Below are 17,534 nucleotides of genomic sequence, written 5' to 3'. Positions count from 1 at the left end.
GAGGCCGGGGCCCAATTGGGAAACATTGCTAATTGAGCGCCGTCCTTCGTTACTCCGACCTTTCCAATTGGACCCCGGCCTTCGCCGGGGTGGTGGCGGGTTGGGGCGATGTTACCTCCCCTCTCCTTGTTCTCCCGCGAAGGCGGGAGTCCAGTCTGGGTCCCCGCCTTCGCGGGGAAACAAGCTTTGTGTTGAGCCCTTTGGCGAGCATCTACTCCGCTAGCCAACCCCACCTTTCCGTTTTGCCCGATTCACGCTAGGGCGCGAGAATGCTTCCCCTTCTCTATGTCATGGTCGGTGGTGCGGTCGGGTCCGGCGCGCGCTATCTGACTGGCCGCGCGATGCTGTCGTTGCTCGGCGCTGACTATCCCTTTGGTACGCTCGCCGTGAATCTGATCGGTGGGTTGCTGATGGGGGTGCTGGTGGGCGTACTCGCCCGCAATACCGCTTCGGAAACGTGGCGGCTGTTGCTCGGCGTGGGCGTACTTGGGGGTTTCACGACGTTTTCGGCGTTCTCGCTGGACGTCGTCACGATGATCGAGCGAGGCGTGATCGGCGTCGCGTTCGGGTATGTTTTGGTGTCGGTGATCGGTTCGGTCGCCGCGTTGTTCGCGGGTCTCTCCGCAGTAAGGGCCGTCGCATGACTGCGGGCAAAAGCGATAGCGATTCCGGCTTTCGGGAATTCAACGTCGGGTTCGACGATGACGGCATCCGGCTCGACCGGTGGTTCAAGCGGCATCTGCCCGAGACGAGCTTCACGACGGTGGCGATGTGGGCGCGCACCGGGCAGCTCCGCGTCGACGGCGCGCGCGCGACGCCGGGCGACCGGATCGCGGCGGGCCAGATGCTCCGCGTACCGCCGCCCGAAGCCGACAAGGCCGCTGCCGACGTCGACAAGCCCAGGCGCGTCCGCGAACGCGTCATCCTGTCGGACGAGGAGATCGAACTCGCGCAGTCCATGGTCATCCACAAGGATTTCCAGGCGTTCGTGCTGAACAAGCCGCCGGGCCTGGCGACGCAGGGCGGCACCAAGACGACGCAGCATGTCGACGGGCTGCTCGACGGGTTGCAGTACGATAACGAGGGTCGGCCGAAGCTGGTCCACCGGCTCGACAAGGATACCTCCGGCGCCTTGCTGGTGGCGCGGACGTCGCGGGCGGCAGCGTTCTTTGCGAAGGCGTTTTCGGGGCGGACTGCGCGAAAAGTCTATTGGGCGCTGGTGGTCGACGTGCCGTCGATCGAGGACGGCATGATCGAGCTGCCGATCGCGAAGCAGCCGGGCACCGGCGGCGAGAAGATGCATGTCGACGACGCCGAGGGCGCGCCCGCGCGGACGCGGTACCGGGTGATCGAGCGCGCGGGCAACCGTGCGGCGTGGGTCGAGTTGCAGCCGTTTACGGGGCGGACTCACCAGTTGCGCGTGCACATGGCGGCGATCGGGCATCCTATCGTCGGTGATGGCAAGTACGGTGGGGCTGCTGCGTTTTTGACCGGCGGGATCTCGCGGAAGATGCATCTGCATGCTCGGCGGATCAAGGTGGATCATCCGGATGGCGGGTCGATCGACGTGACCGCGGAACTGCCGACACATTTCGCCGAGAGTCTCAAGCAATTGGGCTTCGAGGAGAAGCTGGGCGACGACCTGGTGCTCGACGAGAAGACCGCGCCGACGCGCGAGCAGATGAAGTCGCGGGCCAAGGCGCATGCGAAGTCGGTGCGGAAAGATCGTAAGGGTGAGCGGCGTGGGCGTGGGGTTGTCGAGGAAAAGGCGACGGGCAAGCCTGCACCGAAGACGGGTGGGCCTCGGACCGGGGCTGGGTCGAAGTTCGGCGCGCCGCGGAGCGGGCCTCGGGTTGAAGGCGCCAAGCCGGCTGGGCGCGGGCGTCCGGGTGGCGCTGGGAAGCCTGGGCCTCGGAGTGGGCCTGGGACGCGGTAATTGGTGACTGCCGCTTAACGTGCCCTCACCCTTCCCACGGCCAAACGGCCGCGGGCCTCTCCCCGAGGGGAGAGGGAGAGGCGTGCGGAGTGGCAGTTACCCTCCTCCCGCACCACCCCGGCGAAGGCCGGGACCCAATTGGAAAGGTTGACGTAACGGAGCAACGTCCTTCGTTACCGACGCCCCCCAATTGGGTCCCGCCGTTCGCCGGGATGGTGCGGGAGGAGGGGACGCGACACTAACCGTAATCCGTTCCCCCGCGAAGGCGGGGGTCCAGGGGCCACGATCGCGGCGCTGCTTGATTCCTGGGCCCCCGCCTTCGCGGGGGAACTAGACCGCCGCTACTTCAGCCACCCCAACAGCAACCGCCGCACGCCCTCCGTCACGGTCCCGAACACGATATGCGACGCCGCGCTATACAGATGCGTTGTCGGCGCGGTGTTCCACGGCGCATCGCCGAGACCCACCGCCGGCACCGCCGCCTCGTCGAGCAGCGCCGTCGTCGCCGCAGCGAACGCGGTACCATAGCCTGCCGTCACCGAAGGCCGGTATTCCGCCGCCACCGCATAGGCGATCCCCAGCCCTGCCCCGAGCGCATAATGCACGACCTGTCCGGCGAGCGGCTTGCGGTCATCGGGGATGTCGTGACCGACCACCACCTGCGACACCTTGTCCGCCGCCTTCTCCGTCGCCGGCTCCGCGTCACTATCCGACGAGGACAATGTCGCGACGCCGGCCTGGAAGCGGTCCATCACGAACGAAGCGGCGAGACCGGCGACTAGGCCCGCAGCGGCGGCGGCCCAGATGTTCGGGGTGTCGATCTGTGCGTGCGCCATCGTTGGGTCTCCAGAGGTATCCGACACGAACCGTTCGCGGGCGCGCGCGTTCCGGTTTGGCGTTCCCTCGCGTGCACACGTGATCTAGGAGCCGGCGATGCGTTGGAAAATCTCATGACCCGCCTTGCCGTGTTCGATTGCGACGGGACGCTCGTCGACAGCCAGGCGAATATCTGCGTCGCCTGCGAGCGTGCATTCGAGGGGGCCGGGTTGATCCCGCCGCCGCGCGCGGAGATCCGGCGGATCGTCGGACTCAGTCTCGTCGAGGCGATGCAGGTGTTGCTGCCGGAGGCGGACGAGGCGCTACACCGGTCGCTCGCCACCGACTACAAGAACGCGTTCCATGCGATGCGGGCGAGTGGCGAGCTGGCCGACGAGCCGCTGTTCGAGGGGATTGCCGCGGTTATCGAGACACTCGCCGATGACGGCTGGGCGCTTGGCGTGGCGACGGGGAAGTCCGATCGCGGGCTCGCGCATATCCTCGCCGCGCACGGGATCACCGAGCGGTTCGTGACGCTTCAGACCGCGGACAGGCATCCATCGAAACCCGATCCGGCGATGCTGTTCGCGGCGATCGCGGAGGCAGGTGCGAGCGTGGAGACGACGGCGATGATTGGCGATACGAGCTTCGACATGGCGATGGCCCGCGCGGCCGGTGTGCGCGCCGTCGGGGTCGCATGGGGGTATCACGACGTGCACGAGCTTTCAGACGCGGGCGCGGATGTCGTCGCGACGGCCGTGCCGGACTTGCTGCACATTGTGGCGCGGCCATGACCGACGTGGACAAGCTGGCGCAGCGACGCTGGTTCGTGCTGGTCGCAGTGCGGCTGGCGGGGGTGGCAGGCGCGCTGCTCGGGCTGATCCTGATCGCGCGCGCGCATGATCTGGGGCCGAAAATCCTCGGGACGGCGATCGTGTTGTCGGCGATGGCGATGATCGCGATCGTGCCGCGCAGTCTTGCGCATCGCTGGCGGAGTACGCCCGAATGAACGGAATGGGCGCATGAAGCGGTTCTGGAAAGACGTCGCGATCGATGCGGACCGGGTAGTGACGCTCGACGGCAAACCGGTGCGGACGCCCGGGCGGCGGCCGCTGGCTTTGCCGAGCGACGCGCTGGCCGAGGCGGTCGCGGCGGAATGGCGTGCGGTCGGCGAAACGATCGATCCGCGAACGATGCCGCTGACAGGCTTGGCGAACGCGGCGACCGATCCGATCGCGAACGATCCGGCGCAGTTCGCCGCGCGGCTGGCCGCGTATGGCGAGAGCGATCTGCTGTGTTACCGCGCGGAGGGGCCGCGTCTGCTGATCGAGCGGCAGGCGGCGGCCTGGGATCCGCTGCTGGCGTGGGCGCGGGGGCGGTATGACGTGACGTTCGCGGTGACGGTCGGCGTGATGCACGTCGCGCAACCGGACGCGACGGTCGCGCGGCTTCATGAGGCGGTCGCGGCGTATGACGATTTTCGATTAGCCGGGTTGTCGCCGGTGGTGACGCTGACCGGGTCGCTGGTGATCGGGCTGGCGCTGATCGAGGGCGAGATCGATGCGGATGCGGCCTGGGCAGCGGCGGGGATCGACGAGGACTGGTCGGTCGAGATGTGGGGCGAGGACTGGCAGGCGACTCAGTTGCGCGAGTTGAAGCGCAAGGAGTTTGGGTTGGGGGTTGAGTTTTTGGGGCTGCTCTGACGGATCGTCATCCTGGGCTCGACCCAGGATCCAGAGCCACGGACGCTGGCGCTCTTGGCTCTGGATCCTGACTTTCGTCAGGATGACGGTGGTTAGCGGGTCAGCCTGCGAATGAAGCCAATCAACCCGGTCTGGCGCGAGCGCTTCAGGCGCTCCGCCGCCAGGATCGTCTTCACGCCGCGGATGCAGCTGTCGACGTCGTCGTTGACCAGTACGTAATCATAGCCGTCCCAGTGACTGACCTCGTTCGCCGCGCGCGACATGCGGGCTTCGATCACCTCTTCCGAATCGGTGCCGCGGCTGGTGAGGCGGCGATGGAGTTCCTCCATCGACGGCGGGAAGATGAAGACGCGGACGACGTCGCCGCCGGCGATCTGGAACAACTGTTGCGCGCCCTGCCAGTCGATGTCGAACAGTACGTCCTTGCCGGCCGCGAGTAGTTCCTCGACCTGCGCGCGCGGGGTGCCGTACCGGTGGTTGAAGACGTGCGCCCATTCGAGGAACTCGTCCTTCGCGACCATGTCGCGAAAGCCTTCGAGGTCGGTGAAATGGTAATCCTTGCCGTCGACTTCGCCGGGTCGCACCGACCGGGTCGTGACCGAGACCGACATCTCGAGTTCGTGCTCGTCCGCGAGCAATCTGCGCGCGATGGTCGACTTGCCGGCACCGGACGGCGAGGACAGGACGAACAGGACTCCGCGACGACGGAAACCATGCGGGTCGGACGGAAGTGTGTGGGGCATGCGCGCCCTTGCCGCGGACCGCATATGGGCGTCAACCCATGCGCGGCCCGCGCGTGGTATTACGAAGGCGGATTAATAGCCGGCCTTGCGCGCCTTGTTGCGGTCATAGGCCTTCTTGGCCGCGTAACCGCCGCCGAGGATCATGCCGAGCGGGCCCATGCGGCGCATCAGGCCCATCGCCACGACACCCTTTACTGCGCCCGAGGCGCCGCCCGAACCGTCGCGACGGCCCATCTCGCGGCCGACTAATGCACTGATAATACGTCCAATCATGCTTCTGACTCCCCGAAAACCTGGTCCTTGAGTTCCGCTGCACCGCGCAGCACTGCCCAGCCGATCGCGTAGGTCACGGCTAGCGGCACGACGATCTTGAGTACGTTGGCGGTGATCGCACCGATGATCGCGCCGTCCGCGTTGCCGTCGTCGCCGCTGAGCGAGTCGATGCCTGCGCCGATCAGCGCGCCTATGGTCGTTGCGCCCACGTAATTTCTCCTGTCCGTGTGGCGGGTTAGCGTTTGGCGGAGGATTGGGTTCCCACACCTCACCACCATCCGTCATCCTGACGAAAGTCAGGACCCAAGGATTGCTCGGCGGGTCGATCGTGGCTCTGGATCCTGACTTTCGTCAGGATGACGGTGAGGGAAGGTCAGCGGCCGAGCATCGATTCGGGTTTGACGACGCGGTCGAATGTTTCGGCGTCGACCAGGCCCAGCGCCAGACCAGCTTCCTTCAGCGTCAGGCCTTCGGCGTGCGCGTATTTGGCGATCTTCGCGGCGGCGTCGTAGCCGATCTCGGGTGCTAGCGCCGTTACCAGCATCAGCGAGCGGTCGAGCAGCTCCGCGATCCGCCCGCGGTTGGGTTCGATGCCGTCGACGCAGCGTTCCGCGAATCCTTCCATCGCGGTTGCGAGCAGGTCGATCGAGCGCAGGACGTTGGCGCCGATCAGCGGCTTGAACACGTTCAATTCGAGATGGCCCTGCATCCCGCCGACGGTGACCGCGACGTGGTTGCCCATCACCTGGCCGGCGACCATCGTCAGCATCTCGCACTGCGTGGGGTTCACCTTGCCCGGCATGATCGAACTGCCGGGCTCGTTGGCGGGAAGGTCGATCTCGCCGAAGCCGCAGCGGGGGCCCGAGCCCAACAGGCGGATGTCGTTGGCGATCTTGGTCAGCGCGACCGCCAGCGTGTTGAGCGTGCCCGACAGATGCACGAGCGGGTCATTCGACGCGAGTGCCTCGAATTTGTTGCGCGCGCTGACGAACGGCAGGCCGGTGATCTCGGCGAGTTCGTGCGCGATCGCGTCGCCGAACCCGGCGGGCGCGTTGAGGCCGGTGCCGACCGCGGTGCCGCCCTGCGCGAGGATGACCATGCCGTGGCTGATCGCAGGCTCTATGCGGTGACGGCAGCGATAGAGCTGGTTCGCGTAGCCCGAGAATTCCTGGCCGAGCGTCAGCGGCGTCGCGTCCTGCAGGTGCGTGCGGCCAATCTTGACGATGTCGTCCCAGGCGTTGGCCTTCGCGTCGAGCGCGGCGTGCAATTTGTCGAGCGCGGGGATCAGGCGATGCGTGGTGGCGATCGCGGCGGCGATGTGGAGCGCGGTGGGGAAGCTGTCGTTGGACGACTGGCTCATGTTGACGTGGTCGTTGGGGTGGACCGGCGACTTGCCGCCGCGGGTGCCGGTGAGGACCTCGTTCGCGCGGCCGGCGATGACCTCGTTGGCGTTCATGTTCGACTGCGTGCCGCTGCCGGTCTGCCAGATGACGAGGGGGAACTGGTCGTCGAGCTTGCCGTCGATGACTTCCTGCGCGGCGGCGTCGATCGCGGTGGCGATTTTTTCGTCCAGGCCGTGCGATCGGTTTACGCGGGCGGCGGCTTGTTTGACGAGGGCAAGGGCGTGGACGATCTCGATCGGCATGCGTTCGCGGGTGGCGAAGGGGAAGTTCTCGATGGAGCGTTCGGTTTGGGCGCCCCAATAGGCGGCGGCTGGGACTTCGATCGGGCCGATCGTGTCGGTTTCTGTGCGGGTGGTCATGGGGGAAGAACCTTCCGGGGCTTGCGTGGGTCCCTCGCCCCTTCGGCGAGAGGGAGGGAGGAGCCGCAGGCGACGGAAGGGTGAGGGGCTTTGGGAGGAAGCGGCCTTAGCCTCACGCCCCTCTCCCTTCCCACCGCAAGTGCGGCGGGCCCCTTCCCTCTCCCCGAAGGGGCGAGGGAGTTTGGGTCACTTCTTCCGTTTGAAATCCACCGCTACGACGTTCGAGCCATCCTCGATCGGGACCGCGGTCGGGCCATCGTTTTCCGCTTCGTCGTGGTCGCCGAGCGCGTCTTCCGCACCCTCCTGCGCCTGGAAGCGGAGTTCGAAGCTTACCGCCGGGTCCTGGAACGCGGTGATCGCCGAGTATGGGATCACCAGCTTCGACGGCACCTGGTTGAAGCTGAGCCCGATCGAGAAGCGCTCGTCGTCGACGATGAGGTCCCAGTAGCGGTTCTGCATGACGATCGTCATCTCGTCCGGAAAACGCTCGATCAGCCGCTTGGGGATGTCGACTCCCGGCGCCTGCGTCTTGAAGGTGATGTAGAAATGATGCTCGCCGGGAAGCCCACCAGCCTCCGCGACCGAACCGAGCACGCGGCCGACCACGGCACGCAGGGCTTCTTGTACGATCTCGTCGTACGGAATCAGGCTATCGGGCAGTCCATCGGTCATATCCCTTGGGTAGCGCCATTCGGATGCCGGTCAAGATTGCATGCGTCGTGGCGGACGTTATGGGAGGTGGCATGCGCACCGCCACGATCACCCGCTCCACCGCCGAGACGGCGATCGACGTCACCGTGAACCTCGATGGGACCGGCGTGTACGACGTCGAGACCGGGGTCGGTTTCTTCGATCACATGCTCGAACAATTGTCGCGCCACTCGCTGATCGATATCCGCGTGCGGACCAAGGGCGACCTGCATATCGACGAGCACCACACCGTCGAGGATACCGGGATCGCGATCGGCCAGGCGTTCGCGCAGGCGCTCGGCGATAAACGCGGCATCGCGCGGTACGGCGATGCGCTGTCGCCGATGGACGAGACGCTGACTCGCGTTGCGCTGGATATTTCCGGGCGGCCGTGGCTGGTGTGGAAGGACCTGTTCTCGCAGAAGCGGCTCGGCGGGATGGATACCGAGATGTTCGAGCATTTCTTCCACAGCTTCGCGCAGGCGGCTGGGATCACGCTGCACGTCGAGACGCTGTACGGGTCGAACAACCACCACATCGCCGAGGCGGCGTTCAAGGGCGTCGCGCGCGCGCTGCGGACCGCGATCGAGATCGATCCGCGCAAGGCCGACGCGATCCCGTCGACCAAGGGAATCTTGTGAGCGAGCCGTTTGCGCGGACCGATGCGCCGTTGTGCGTTGTCGTGCTGACCTACGTCGCACCACTGGACGCGATCGATGCGCGGATGAAGGAGCACGTTGCATGGCTCGCCAAGGGCTATGCAGAGGGCGTGTTTCTCGCATCGGGCCGGCAAATTCCACGTACCGGCGGCGTCATCCTGATCCGTGGCGAGAAGGCAGCGGTCGAAGCAGTGGTGGCGACCGATCCGTTCGTGAGCAGCGGACTTGCAACGGCCGAGATCACCGCGTTCACCGCGAGCATGGTTCTGCCCGGGATTGCGGAGTTGCTGGCGTGACGCTTGCCCTGATCGATTACGGTGCGGGGAACCTACATTCGGTCGAGAACGCGTTGCGGACGGCTGGGTGTGTCGATCTGATCGTGACTTCGGACGCGGATGTCGTTGCGAAGGCTGACCGGATCGTGCTGCCGGGCGTGGGCGCGTATGGGGCTTGCGCGGCGGCTTTGCGTGCGGTGCCGGGAATGGTCGAGGCGCTGAACCGGCGGGTTCGCGACGAGGGTACGCCGTTTCTCGGGATCTGCGTCGGCATGCAGTTGATGGCCGATGCGGGCGAGGAGATGGGGACTCATGCCGGGCTCGGCTGGGTTCCGGGACGCGTGCGCAGGCTTGAGCCGGGGACGATGGAGGCGAAGGTGCCGCATATGGGGTGGAACGACGTCGTTCCGTCCGTCGCGCATCCGCTGATCGAGCCGGGCGAGGCGTATTTCCTCCATAGCTTTGCGTTCGAAGGCGCCGACGTGCTCGCAACGACCGACCATGCCGGTGCGGTCACCGCGGCGATCGGTCGCGATACGATGATCGGCGTGCAGTTTCATCCCGAGAAGAGCCAGCGCTATGGCCTGGCCTTGCTCGAACGATTCCTGGAGTGGCGGCCGTGAGCCTGATTATCTTTCCTGCGATCGACCTCAAGGCGGGTCAGGTGGTGCGTCTCGCCGAGGGCGATATGGACCGGGCGACCGTCTATGGCGACGATCCGGCGGCGCAGGCTATGCTGTTCGCCGAGGCGGGTGCGGAGCATCTGCACGTGGTCGATCTCGACGGCGCGTTCGCGGGGGCTTCGGTCAACGGCGACGCGGTGCGGTCGATCGTGGCGCAGTTTCCGGGGCATGTGCAGCTTGGCGGCGGTATCCGGACGCGGGCTAGCGTCGAGGGCTGGTTCGACCTGGGCGTGTCGCGCGTCGTGATCGGGACGGCGGCGCTGGAGGACCCCGAGTTCGTGCGCGGCGTGGCGAAGGATTTCCCCGGGGGGATCGTGGTCGCGGTCGACGCGAAGGACGGCATGGTCGCGACCAAGGGTTGGGCGGACGTGTCGACCACGAGCGCGGTCGATCTCGCGCGGCGGTTCGAGGATGCGGGGGTGGCGTCGTTGCTGTTCACCGATGTCGGGCGCGACGGGATGCTGAAGGGGTGCAACGTCGATGCGACGGTCGATCTGGCGCGGTCGGTCGATATTCCCGTGATCGCTAGTGGCGGGGTGAAGGGCATTGCCGAGATCCACGTTCTGGCTTTGCATGTGCGGGACGGGGTCGAGGGCGTGATTACCGGGCGGGCTTTGTACGACGGGCGGCTCGATCTCGCAGCGGCGATGAGCGTGGCGAAGGCAGCAGGATGATTCACGCGGAGACGCGGAGACGCGGAGATAGTGTTCTCGCGCAGAGCTGCGGAGGACGCAGAGCCACTTGTGGCGCCGCAGGCAGAAATTTGTTCACGCAAAGGCGCAAAGGCGCGAAGAGTGAGCAGAAGTCTAACCTTCTTACTCTTCGCGCCTTTGCGCCTTTGCGTGAATCATTCTCAGCGGCTTTGCCGCGTCTCCGCGTCTCCGCGTCTCCGCGTGAACCATTTTTGCGGTGCAGCGCATGACGGTCCGCGCACGCGTCATTCCGTGTCTCGACGTTGCCGATGGGCGCGTCGTGAAGGGCGTGAACTTCGTCGAACTGCGCGATGCGGGCGATCCGGTCGAGCAGGCGCGGGCGTATGATGCCGCCGGGGCCGACGAATTGTGCTTCCTCGATATCGGTGCCTCCCACGAAGGCCGGGGGACGATCCTCGATGTCGTGAGGCGGACCGCGGCGGTATGCTTCATGCCGTTGACGGTCGGCGGCGGGGTGCGGTCGGCGGACGATGCGCGCGCGCTGTTGCTGGCGGGGGCGGACAAGGTGGCGGTCAATTCGGCGGCGGTCGAGCGGCCGGAACTGGTCGCGGATATCGCCGAGCGATTCGGCAGCCAGTGCTGCGTCGCGAGTGTCGATGCGCGGCGGTCGGGCGAAGGCTGGGAAGTGTTCACGCATGGCGGCCGCCGCGCTACCGGGATCGATGCGATCGCGCATGCGCTTAAGCTCGCCGAACTGGGTGCAGGCGAGTTGCTCGTCACGTCGATGGACCGTGACGGAACGCGGAGTGGCTACGACCTCGAGCTGATCCGGGCGATTTCGGACCGCGTCAGCGTACCGGTGGTGGCAAGCGGCGGGGTCGGCGGGCTCGACGACCTGGTCGCAGGGATCCGCGACGGGCATGCGAGCGCGGTGCTGGCGGCGTCGATCTTCCATTTCGGGCAGGCGTCGATCGGTGACGCGCATGCCGCGCTGGCGGCAGCCGGGATTCCGGTGCGGACGCCCGTTCGTTCGGCGGCCTGAGCGCATGCCCGCGCTTGCCGTTCTTTCGGTCCAGTCCGGGCATAGCGGCGTCGTCCACCCGCGCACCGGGCCCGAACTGTCGGACATTGCGCTGTTCGGGTTTGCGGCGATCGGCGTGTGGCTCGTGCGGCGAGCACTGCGCAAGCGGTTCGCGAAGACCAAACCGCCCGCAGAGGATTGACCCGCCCTCCCCGCTGCGTCAGCAAGCAGCGCATGGACCCCGTATTCGACCGCCTCGAAGCCACCATCCGCGCGCGTCGCGATGCGCCCGCCGATACCTCCTATACCGCGAACCTGTTCGCCAAGGGTCGCCCGAAGATCGCGCAGAAGCTCGGCGAGGAAGCCGTCGAAACAGTGATCGCAGCGTGCTCGGGCGACGAGGCGAGCATCGTGCCCGAAGCGGCGGACTTGATGTTCCATCTGGCGGTGTTGCTGGCGGATGCAGGGTTGAGTCTCGACGACGTGCGCGCCGAGCTGGAGCGGCGCGAGGGCGTTGGCGGCCTGGTCGAGAAGGCCGGGCGGACTGGCTGACCTGCCCCCCTTCCGCTTGCGGGAGGGGTCGGGGGAGGGCATGACGCACATGCTCCGCCGGGATCGGGATGGCCCAGCCCCTCCCCTAACCCCTCCCGCAAGCGGGAGGGGAATATATGCCGATCGACGCCACCCAGCCTTACGACGACCAGAACATCTTCGCGAAAATCCTGCGCGGCGAGATTCCGTCGAAGCGGGTCTATGACGACGACTTCGCGATCGCGTTCCACGACATCAACCCGCAGGCGCCGACGCATCTGCTCGTGATCCCCAAGGGCGCGTACGTGTCCTGGGATGACTTCTCGGCGCGCGCGTCCGATGCGGAGATCGCCGGCTTCATCCGTGCGGTCGGCGAAGTGGCGCGTGCGGCGGGGCTGGTCGAACCGGGCTATCGCCTGCTCGCGAACATCGGCCAGGACGGACACCAGGAGGTGCCGCATCTGCACGTTCATGTCTTCGGCGGGCGCCCGTTCGGGCCGATGCTGGCGCGATAGGGCAGCTTCACCGCACTAAAGGATTGCACGTAATAAAATTGCCATTAGGCTCGGGTGCTTGAGCAAGGGGGCCTTTTGACCCGGCCCCCGCTATCCCCGGGGGACACCGCGTTGATTTTTGGTCGCGTAAAATCGCTGGACGCCATTCTGGCGACGGCAGAGAAAAAGGGGTTGGCGCGAACGCTCAGCGCGTTTCAGCTGACCCTGCTGGGCGTCGGCGCGGTGATCGGCACGGGTATCTTCGTGCTGACGTCCGAAGCCGCGCAGAAAGCCGGCCCGGGCATGTTGCTGAGCTTCGTCGTCGCAGGCTTCGTCTGTGCGGTGGCGGCGCTGTGCTATTCCGAACTCGCGTCGATGGTGCCGGTGTCGGGCTCCGCCTATACCTATACCTACGCGGTGACGGGTGAGTTGCTCGCCTGGATGGTCGGCTGGGCGCTGATCCTCGAATATGCGGTCGGCGCGAGCGCGGTCGCGGTCGGCTGGTCGAACCATCTCGCCGGGCTGCTCGACGGGATCGGCTTCCACATCCCCAACGGGTTGCGCAACGCCGACGCGCTGATGGCGCACGTCCAGGTCGCGTTCGGTGCGACGCCCAACGTCGATCTGCAGACCGCGATGACGGTCGGCGGCTTCATGAACCTGCCCGCGGTGATCATCATCGGCCTCGTCACGTGGCTGCTGGTGGTCGGCACGACCGAGAGCGCGCGCGTCAACGCGGTGCTGGTGCTGATCAAGATCGCCGCGCTGACCGCGTTCATCGCGCTGACGATTCCCGTGCTCCAGGCGGATAATTTCCACCCCTTCCTGCCCTACGGCGTCGGCAATCCGCTGAGCTCGTCGGGCGTCGGCGTGCTCGGTGCGGCGGCGTCGATCTTCTTCGCCTATGTCGGGTTCGATGCAGTCTCTACGGCTGCGGAGGAGACCAAGAACCCGCAGCGCAACGTACCGATCGGGCTGATCGCCAGCCTCGGCATCTGTACGCTGTTCTACCTGCTGGTCGCATCGGGCGCGATCGGTGCGATCGGCGCGAACCCGGTGACGACCGCCGATGGCGGTATCCTGGCACCGGGCTCGGCCGAGATGGCCGGGCGCTGCGCGGCCATCGTCGCAGGGGGCGCGATGGAGCCATTGGTCTGCTCGAAGGAAGCGCTCGTCCATGTGCTTCAGGTCATCAACTGGCCGATCATGGGTCGCCTAGTGGGTCTCGCCGCGGTGCTGGCGCTGCCGTCGGTCGTGCTGATGATGATGTTCGGCCAGACCCGCGTGTTCTTCACGATGGCGCGTGACGGGCTGTTGCCGGCGCGGCTCGCGTCGATCCATCCGAAGTTCCGCACGCCGCATGTCGTCACGATCGTGACGGGTATCGCCGCGGCGATCGCGGCGGCGATCCTGCCAGTCGGCAAGCTCGCCGATTATTCCAACGCGGGCACGCTGTTCGCGTTCATGATGGTGGCGATTTCCGTGATGGTGCTGCGCAAGACCGACCCCGGCCGCAAGCGTCCGTTCCGCACACCGGCGGTGTACATCGTCGCGCCGCTGGCGATCATCGGCTGCATCGGGCTGTATCTGTCGCTGCCGCTGACCGCCAAGCTGGTCCTGCCGGGCTGGGGCGCGATCGGGTTGGCGATCTACTTCCTCTACAGCCGCTCGCGCAGCCATGTCGGGCTGGGTATCGATGTCGACGACGTCGATACCGCGGCGCCGGGCAGCCACTGATCGAGCCCAAGAAAAAAGGGCCGCGGGAGGAAACTCCCGCGACCCTTTTTTTATGCCTTCAACCAACTCGTCATCCCCGCGCAGGCGGGGATCCATATCCTCAGCAGTTCGCGACTCTGTCGCGAGGCCAGCCAGTATGGGTTCCCGCCTTCGCGGGAATGACGGCGTGGTTGCCTCAGCCGATATGCTTGGCGGCGAGTGCCTTCATGTCGACCATCGGGCGGGCGCCGACATGGCTGATGATCTCGGCCGCGCAGACCGCACCGAGCTTCAGCGACGCCTGCAGGTCGTAGCCCTGCGCCTGACCGTGGAGGAAGCCCGCCGCGAACAGATCGCCCGCGCCGGTGGTGTCGACGACCTTGGCGATCGGCTCGGCCTTGACCTCGGCGCGGTTGCCGTTCTGAAGCGCGCAGGCGCCGTGCTCGCCGCGGGTGACGACCAAAGTCGGGACCTGTGCCGAGATCTTGGCGACCGCTGCATCGAAGTCTTCCGTCTTTGCGAGCGCGGCGAGTTCGCCTTCGTTGGCGAACAGGATGTCGATCAGGCCGTCCGACAGCAGCTGGCGGAAATCGCCGCCGTGGCGCGAGATGCAGAACACGTCGCTGAGCGTGAACGCGACTTTCCGCCCTGCATCGCGGGCGCAATCGATCGCGGCGCGCATCGCGGCGCGCGGCTCCTCGGGATCCCAGAGATAGCCTTCGAGATACAGGATCGCGCTGTCGGCGATCATCGCGGTGTCGATCGCGGCAGCGGGCAGGAACTGGCCCGCGCCGAGGAAGGTGTTCATCGTGCGCTGGCCGTCGGGCGTGACGAAGATTAGGCAGCGGCCGGTGGTCGGGTCGCCGGCGCGGACCGGCGTGGCGAACTCGATGCCAATGCTGCGGACGTCATGCGCGAAGACCTGGCCGAGCTGGTCGTCGGCGACCTGGCCGATGAACCCGCACTTGCCGCCAAGCGCGGCGATGCCGGCGACGGTGTTGGCAGCCGAGCCGCCGGAGATTTCCATGCCCGGGCCCATCTTGGCGTAGAGCGCGTCGGCTTCCTCCGACGAGAACATGAGCTGCATCGAGCCCTTGGCGACGCCGATCTCTTCGATGAACGCGTCATCGGCGGTGCTGAGGATGTCGACGATGGCATTGCCGATCGCGACGACGTCGTAGGTGGGAGCGTCGGTGGTGGGGGTGGACAAGGGGAAGTCTCCGGGCGGACGGGAAAGCGTTGCCGTAAATCGCGGAAGGGATTGGCGCAACCGGCGCGGCACGCGTGGCCGCGACCAGAGGCACACGCCAAGACCTCACGCGAAACCCGGGTCCCTGCTGGGGCTGAAGGTCAGGCGGTATCTCGGGAGACCCGAGATACCCGACGCAATCAGCCGTCCAGGATCGCGACGGCGCGAGTCCAGCCCGCCGACGCAGCGCGAATCTTGACCGGAAAGCAGGCGATCGTGAATCCGGTCGCTGGCAGTTGTTCGAGATTGTGCAGCTTCTCGATGTGACAATAGCCGATGTCACGCCCGGCCTTGTGACCTTCCCAGATCAGCGTCGCATCACCGCTCTCGGCATATCGGGCGGCGGTATGCACGAACGGCGCGTCCCAGCTCCAGGCATCGGTTCCCGTGACGCGAACGCCCCGCTCGGTCAGGTACAGCGTGGCGTCGCGTCCCATGCCACACCCCGACGCAACATAATCGTCGTGCCCGAACCGCATGCCCGCACGCGTGTTGACGACGACGATCTCCAGCGGCGACAGCGTGTGCCCGATCCTCTGCAGTTCCGCCTCGACGTCGGCAGCGCTGACGACATAGCCATCGGGGAAATGCCGGAAATCCAGCTTCACGCCGGATTGGAAGCACCAGTCGAGCGGAACCTCGTCGATCGTGATCGCCCGCTTCCCGCCATCCATCGTCGAGGCATAATGATACGGCGCATCGAGATGCGTGCCGTTATGCGTGATGAGCGTCACGCGCTCGATCGCCCAGGCCTCGCCATCTGGCAGGTCTGTAGCCTGCAACCCCGGAAAGAACCCGAGCAGGCCGGGTATCGACGCCTTGTGATCGATATACTCGATATGAGGACCGTGACCGGGAGGGTCCGACAGCACGTCGTTCTCCAGGAATACCGACAGATCGACGATCGTACGTGGCATGATGGTCTCCGTTCGGTCGCTATCGTGACGCGGGCTATCCTGCGCAGTGGCAGGGTAGGTCCATGCCCAAACTGGTGCCGGATCGGGCCGATGTTTGCTAGTCTTCGTGGATCCAGGATCGGTGGCTCGCCGTGTTCGCGGAACTGGTTATCCGTTAGTCGCGGGAGTCGCGCTGCCGAAAGCCGCGTTGACCTTCGCGCGACCGCGCGTCATCCCGAGCCGATGCTCCGTGCCCTCCTGCTTTCGCTTGGCCAGCTTACCGATCCGCCGGTGCTGCGCGTGTTCGTCAAGTCGATGATCGTCACGCTGCTCGTCTTCGCGCTGCTAGGCGTCGGCACGTGGTGGGGAACGCAAGCCGTACTGGCCGCGTGGCTCGACTGGCACGCCGACGGACTCGCCGCGGCGTTCGCGCTGTTCGTCACGATCCTCGCGCTATGGCTGCTGTTCCGCGCGGTCGCGATCGCGGTCGTCGGGATCTTCGCGGATGAAGTCGTCGAAGCGGTCGAGGCACGCCATTACCCGGACGCGCTGAAGACCGCCCGCCCCGTCGCGTTGGCGCGCAGTTTAGCAATGGGGCTCCGCTCGGCCGCCCGCGTCGTGCTCGTCAACCTGGTGATGCTGCCGGTCTACATCGCGCTGCTCGTCACCGGGGTCGGCACGGCGGCGGCGTTCTTCGTGGTCAATGGCTGGCTGCTCGGGCGCGATCTGGGGGACATGGTCGCGGCTAGGCATATGGATGCGGCGGCGATGCGGGGCTGGCGTGCGACGACCAAGGGGAGCCGGTTCGTGCTGGGGCTTGCGAACACCGGGCTGTTCGTGGTTCCGGTCCTCAACATCGCCGCGCCCGTGCTGGGGGCCGCGATGGCGACGCACTACTTCCACACCCAATATTCCCGCACCCCGTATTCCCGCAAAGGCCGATCATGACGCGACTGACGACGATAGGCATCGCTCTTGCACTCGGCGGCGGGCTGGCGGGGTGCGCGGCACCCGTGGCCAAGCCCGCGGTCGGCCGCCCGGCGATCCCCTATACGAGCGTCGGACTCGAGCGCGTGCTAGGCCAGGACGCCGCCGGCCTGACCAAATTGTTCGGCCAGCCCGACGCCGACGTCCGCGAAGGCAGCGCGCGCAAACTCCAGTTCCAGAGCGGGATCTGCGTGCTCGACGCGTATCTCTACCCCAAGGGATCGGACGCCCCCCGCGTCACCTATCTCGACGCACGCGAACCCGACGGCAGCACGATCGACCGCGCGAGTTGCGTGGCGGCGCTGACCCGGCGCGAGGGGGGCAAATAGCGTTAGAAAGCGCCGCAATACGAACAGCGCCAAAAGTCGATAAAAGAGGGCGCTGTCGATTTTGAGAGCAATGAACGGGATGCCGACGCTCACCGAGCGCGCCAGGATGGCGGCTGCA

24 protein-coding genes are annotated in these 17,534 nt (G+C 66.4%); 16 read left to right on the top strand and 8 right to left on the bottom strand.

The window, feature by feature from the left end:
* The first annotated feature begins 269 nt into the window (after nt 1-269).
* Both crcB and C8J47_RS01720 read left to right on the top strand, forming a co-directional pair.
* Entirely contained in the window at nt 270-644 is a 375-nt protein-coding gene (gene crcB, locus C8J47_RS01725; RefSeq protein WP_183128990.1) for a fluoride efflux transporter CrcB, read from the top strand.
* Nucleotides 641-1,936 carry an RluA family pseudouridine synthase gene (locus C8J47_RS01720; protein WP_121884195.1) on the top strand — a complete coding sequence of 432 codons (1,296 nt, stop codon included), beginning with the start codon at nt 641-643 and terminating at the stop codon, nt 1,934-1,936. Before crcB ends, C8J47_RS01720 begins: the two co-directional genes overlap by 4 nt.
* 341 nt (nt 1,937-2,277) lie before the next feature.
* Here the strand turns inward: C8J47_RS01720 and C8J47_RS01715 are convergent, their stop codons facing one another.
* The gene (locus tag C8J47_RS01715) at nt 2,278-2,772 is read right to left on the bottom strand and encodes a DUF1440 domain-containing protein (protein ID WP_121884194.1); all 495 of its coding nucleotides are present in this window, start codon (nt 2,770-2,772) and stop codon (nt 2,278-2,280) included.
* Nucleotides 2,773-2,886: 114 nt separating this feature from the next.
* Between C8J47_RS01715 and C8J47_RS01710 the strand changes: the two genes are divergently transcribed.
* The 3 genes from C8J47_RS01710 to C8J47_RS01700 are packed head-to-tail and all read left to right on the top strand — an operon-like array spanning nt 2,887 to nt 4,455.
* Entirely contained in the window at nt 2,887-3,546 is a 660-nt protein-coding gene (locus tag C8J47_RS01710) for an HAD-IA family hydrolase (protein WP_121884193.1), read from the top strand.
* Entirely contained in the window at nt 3,543-3,761 is a 219-nt protein-coding gene (locus tag C8J47_RS01705; RefSeq protein ID WP_121884192.1) for a hypothetical protein, read from the top strand. The genes C8J47_RS01710 and C8J47_RS01705 overlap by 4 nt, the downstream gene beginning before the upstream one ends.
* A 13-nt stretch (nt 3,762-3,774) precedes the next feature.
* Nucleotides 3,775-4,455 (top strand): ATP12 family chaperone protein, encoded by a 681-nt coding sequence (locus C8J47_RS01700; protein ID WP_121884191.1) that lies wholly within the window; start codon nt 3,775-3,777, stop codon nt 4,453-4,455.
* A 92-nt stretch (nt 4,456-4,547) separates the two neighbouring features.
* Here C8J47_RS01700 and gmk read toward each other — a convergent pair whose 3' ends face one another.
* The 5 genes from gmk to C8J47_RS01675 all read right to left on the bottom strand — a co-directional run bounded on the left by gmk (nt 4,548) and on the right by C8J47_RS01675 (nt 7,905).
* On the bottom strand, nt 4,548-5,198 hold the full coding sequence (gene gmk / locus C8J47_RS01695; protein WP_056489738.1) for a guanylate kinase: 651 nt from the start codon (nt 5,196-5,198) through the stop codon (nt 4,548-4,550).
* A gap of 72 nt (nt 5,199-5,270) precedes the next feature.
* On the bottom strand, nt 5,271-5,471 hold the full coding sequence (locus C8J47_RS01690; protein WP_056052077.1) for a hypothetical protein: 201 nt from the start codon (nt 5,469-5,471) through the stop codon (nt 5,271-5,273).
* On the bottom strand, nt 5,468-5,680 hold the full coding sequence (locus tag C8J47_RS01685) for a hypothetical protein (RefSeq protein WP_056052081.1): 213 nt from the start codon (nt 5,678-5,680) through the stop codon (nt 5,468-5,470). Before C8J47_RS01685 ends, C8J47_RS01690 begins: the two co-directional genes overlap by 4 nt.
* 164 nt (nt 5,681-5,844) lie before the next feature.
* Entirely contained in the window at nt 5,845-7,233 is a 1,389-nt protein-coding gene (gene fumC / locus C8J47_RS01680; RefSeq protein WP_121884190.1) for a class II fumarate hydratase, read from the bottom strand.
* Nucleotides 7,234-7,419: 186 nt separating this feature from the next.
* Nucleotides 7,420-7,905 (bottom strand): SspB family protein, encoded by a 486-nt coding sequence (locus C8J47_RS01675; RefSeq protein WP_056489744.1) that lies wholly within the window; start codon nt 7,903-7,905, stop codon nt 7,420-7,422.
* 71 nt (nt 7,906-7,976) lie between these two features.
* Between C8J47_RS01675 and hisB the strand changes: the two genes are divergently transcribed.
* The 9 genes from hisB (at nt 7,977) to C8J47_RS01635 (ending at nt 13,976) form a co-directional block, all read left to right on the top strand.
* Nucleotides 7,977-8,564, top strand: a complete 588-nt coding sequence (hisB, locus tag C8J47_RS01670; protein WP_060526386.1) for an imidazoleglycerol-phosphate dehydratase HisB — start codon at nt 7,977-7,979, stop codon at nt 8,562-8,564.
* Nucleotides 8,561-8,878 carry a YciI family protein gene (locus C8J47_RS01665; protein WP_121884189.1) on the top strand — a complete coding sequence of 106 codons (318 nt, stop codon included), beginning with the start codon at nt 8,561-8,563 and terminating at the stop codon, nt 8,876-8,878. The genes hisB and C8J47_RS01665 overlap by 4 nt, the downstream gene beginning before the upstream one ends.
* Nucleotides 8,875-9,480 carry an imidazole glycerol phosphate synthase subunit HisH gene (hisH, locus tag C8J47_RS01660; protein WP_121884188.1) on the top strand — a complete coding sequence of 202 codons (606 nt, stop codon included), beginning with the start codon at nt 8,875-8,877 and terminating at the stop codon, nt 9,478-9,480. Before C8J47_RS01665 ends, hisH begins: the two co-directional genes overlap by 4 nt.
* Nucleotides 9,477-10,214, top strand: a complete 738-nt coding sequence (hisA, locus tag C8J47_RS01655) for a 1-(5-phosphoribosyl)-5-[(5-phosphoribosylamino)methylideneamino]imidazole-4-carboxamide isomerase (protein ID WP_060526768.1) — start codon at nt 9,477-9,479, stop codon at nt 10,212-10,214. The genes hisH and hisA overlap by 4 nt, the downstream gene beginning before the upstream one ends.
* Before the next feature lie 244 nt (nt 10,215-10,458).
* Nucleotides 10,459-11,235, top strand: a complete 777-nt coding sequence (gene hisF / locus C8J47_RS01650) for an imidazole glycerol phosphate synthase subunit HisF (protein ID WP_121884187.1) — start codon at nt 10,459-10,461, stop codon at nt 11,233-11,235.
* A 4-nt stretch (nt 11,236-11,239) separates the two neighbouring features.
* Nucleotides 11,240-11,416 (top strand): hypothetical protein, encoded by a 177-nt coding sequence (locus tag C8J47_RS19065; protein ID WP_183128989.1) that lies wholly within the window; start codon nt 11,240-11,242, stop codon nt 11,414-11,416.
* A gap of 32 nt (nt 11,417-11,448) precedes the next feature.
* Nucleotides 11,449-11,766, top strand: coding sequence for a phosphoribosyl-ATP diphosphatase (locus tag C8J47_RS01645; protein WP_121884186.1), 318 nt, complete (start codon nt 11,449-11,451; stop codon nt 11,764-11,766).
* A gap of 116 nt (nt 11,767-11,882) precedes the next feature.
* Nucleotides 11,883-12,260, top strand: a complete 378-nt coding sequence (locus tag C8J47_RS01640) for a histidine triad nucleotide-binding protein (protein ID WP_121884185.1) — start codon at nt 11,883-11,885, stop codon at nt 12,258-12,260.
* A gap of 111 nt (nt 12,261-12,371) precedes the next feature.
* Nucleotides 12,372-13,976 (top strand): amino acid permease, encoded by a 1,605-nt coding sequence (locus tag C8J47_RS01635; protein WP_056052108.1) that lies wholly within the window; start codon nt 12,372-12,374, stop codon nt 13,974-13,976.
* 175 nt (nt 13,977-14,151) lie between these two features.
* On the opposite strand, the gene C8J47_RS01630 is transcribed toward C8J47_RS01635, so the two are convergent.
* Nucleotides 14,152-15,165, bottom strand: a complete 1,014-nt coding sequence (locus C8J47_RS01630) for an adenosine kinase (protein ID WP_121884184.1) — start codon at nt 15,163-15,165, stop codon at nt 14,152-14,154.
* Nucleotides 15,166-15,344: 179 nt separating this feature from the next.
* Complete coding sequence (locus C8J47_RS01625) at nt 15,345-16,121, bottom strand: cyclase family protein (RefSeq protein ID WP_121884183.1); 777 nt, start codon at nt 16,119-16,121, stop codon at nt 15,345-15,347.
* Nucleotides 16,122-16,343: 222 nt separating this feature from the next.
* On the opposite strand from C8J47_RS01625, the gene C8J47_RS01620 reads away from it, so the two are divergent.
* Nucleotides 16,344-17,048 (top strand): EI24 domain-containing protein, encoded by a 705-nt coding sequence (locus tag C8J47_RS01620; RefSeq protein WP_121884182.1) that lies wholly within the window; start codon nt 16,344-16,346, stop codon nt 17,046-17,048.
* Nucleotides 17,045-17,416: a hypothetical protein gene (locus C8J47_RS01615; protein ID WP_121884181.1), complete on the top strand. Its 372-nt coding sequence runs from the start codon at nt 17,045-17,047 to the stop codon at nt 17,414-17,416. Before C8J47_RS01620 ends, C8J47_RS01615 begins: the two co-directional genes overlap by 4 nt.
* Nucleotides 17,417-17,534: the final 118 nt, after the last annotated feature.

It is taken from the genome of Sphingomonas sp. PP-F2F-G114-C0414 (assembly GCF_003688595.1).
GTDB lineage: Bacteria > Pseudomonadota > Alphaproteobacteria > Sphingomonadales > Sphingomonadaceae > Sphingomonas.
This window is presented reverse-complemented; position numbering and strand designations above follow the sequence as displayed.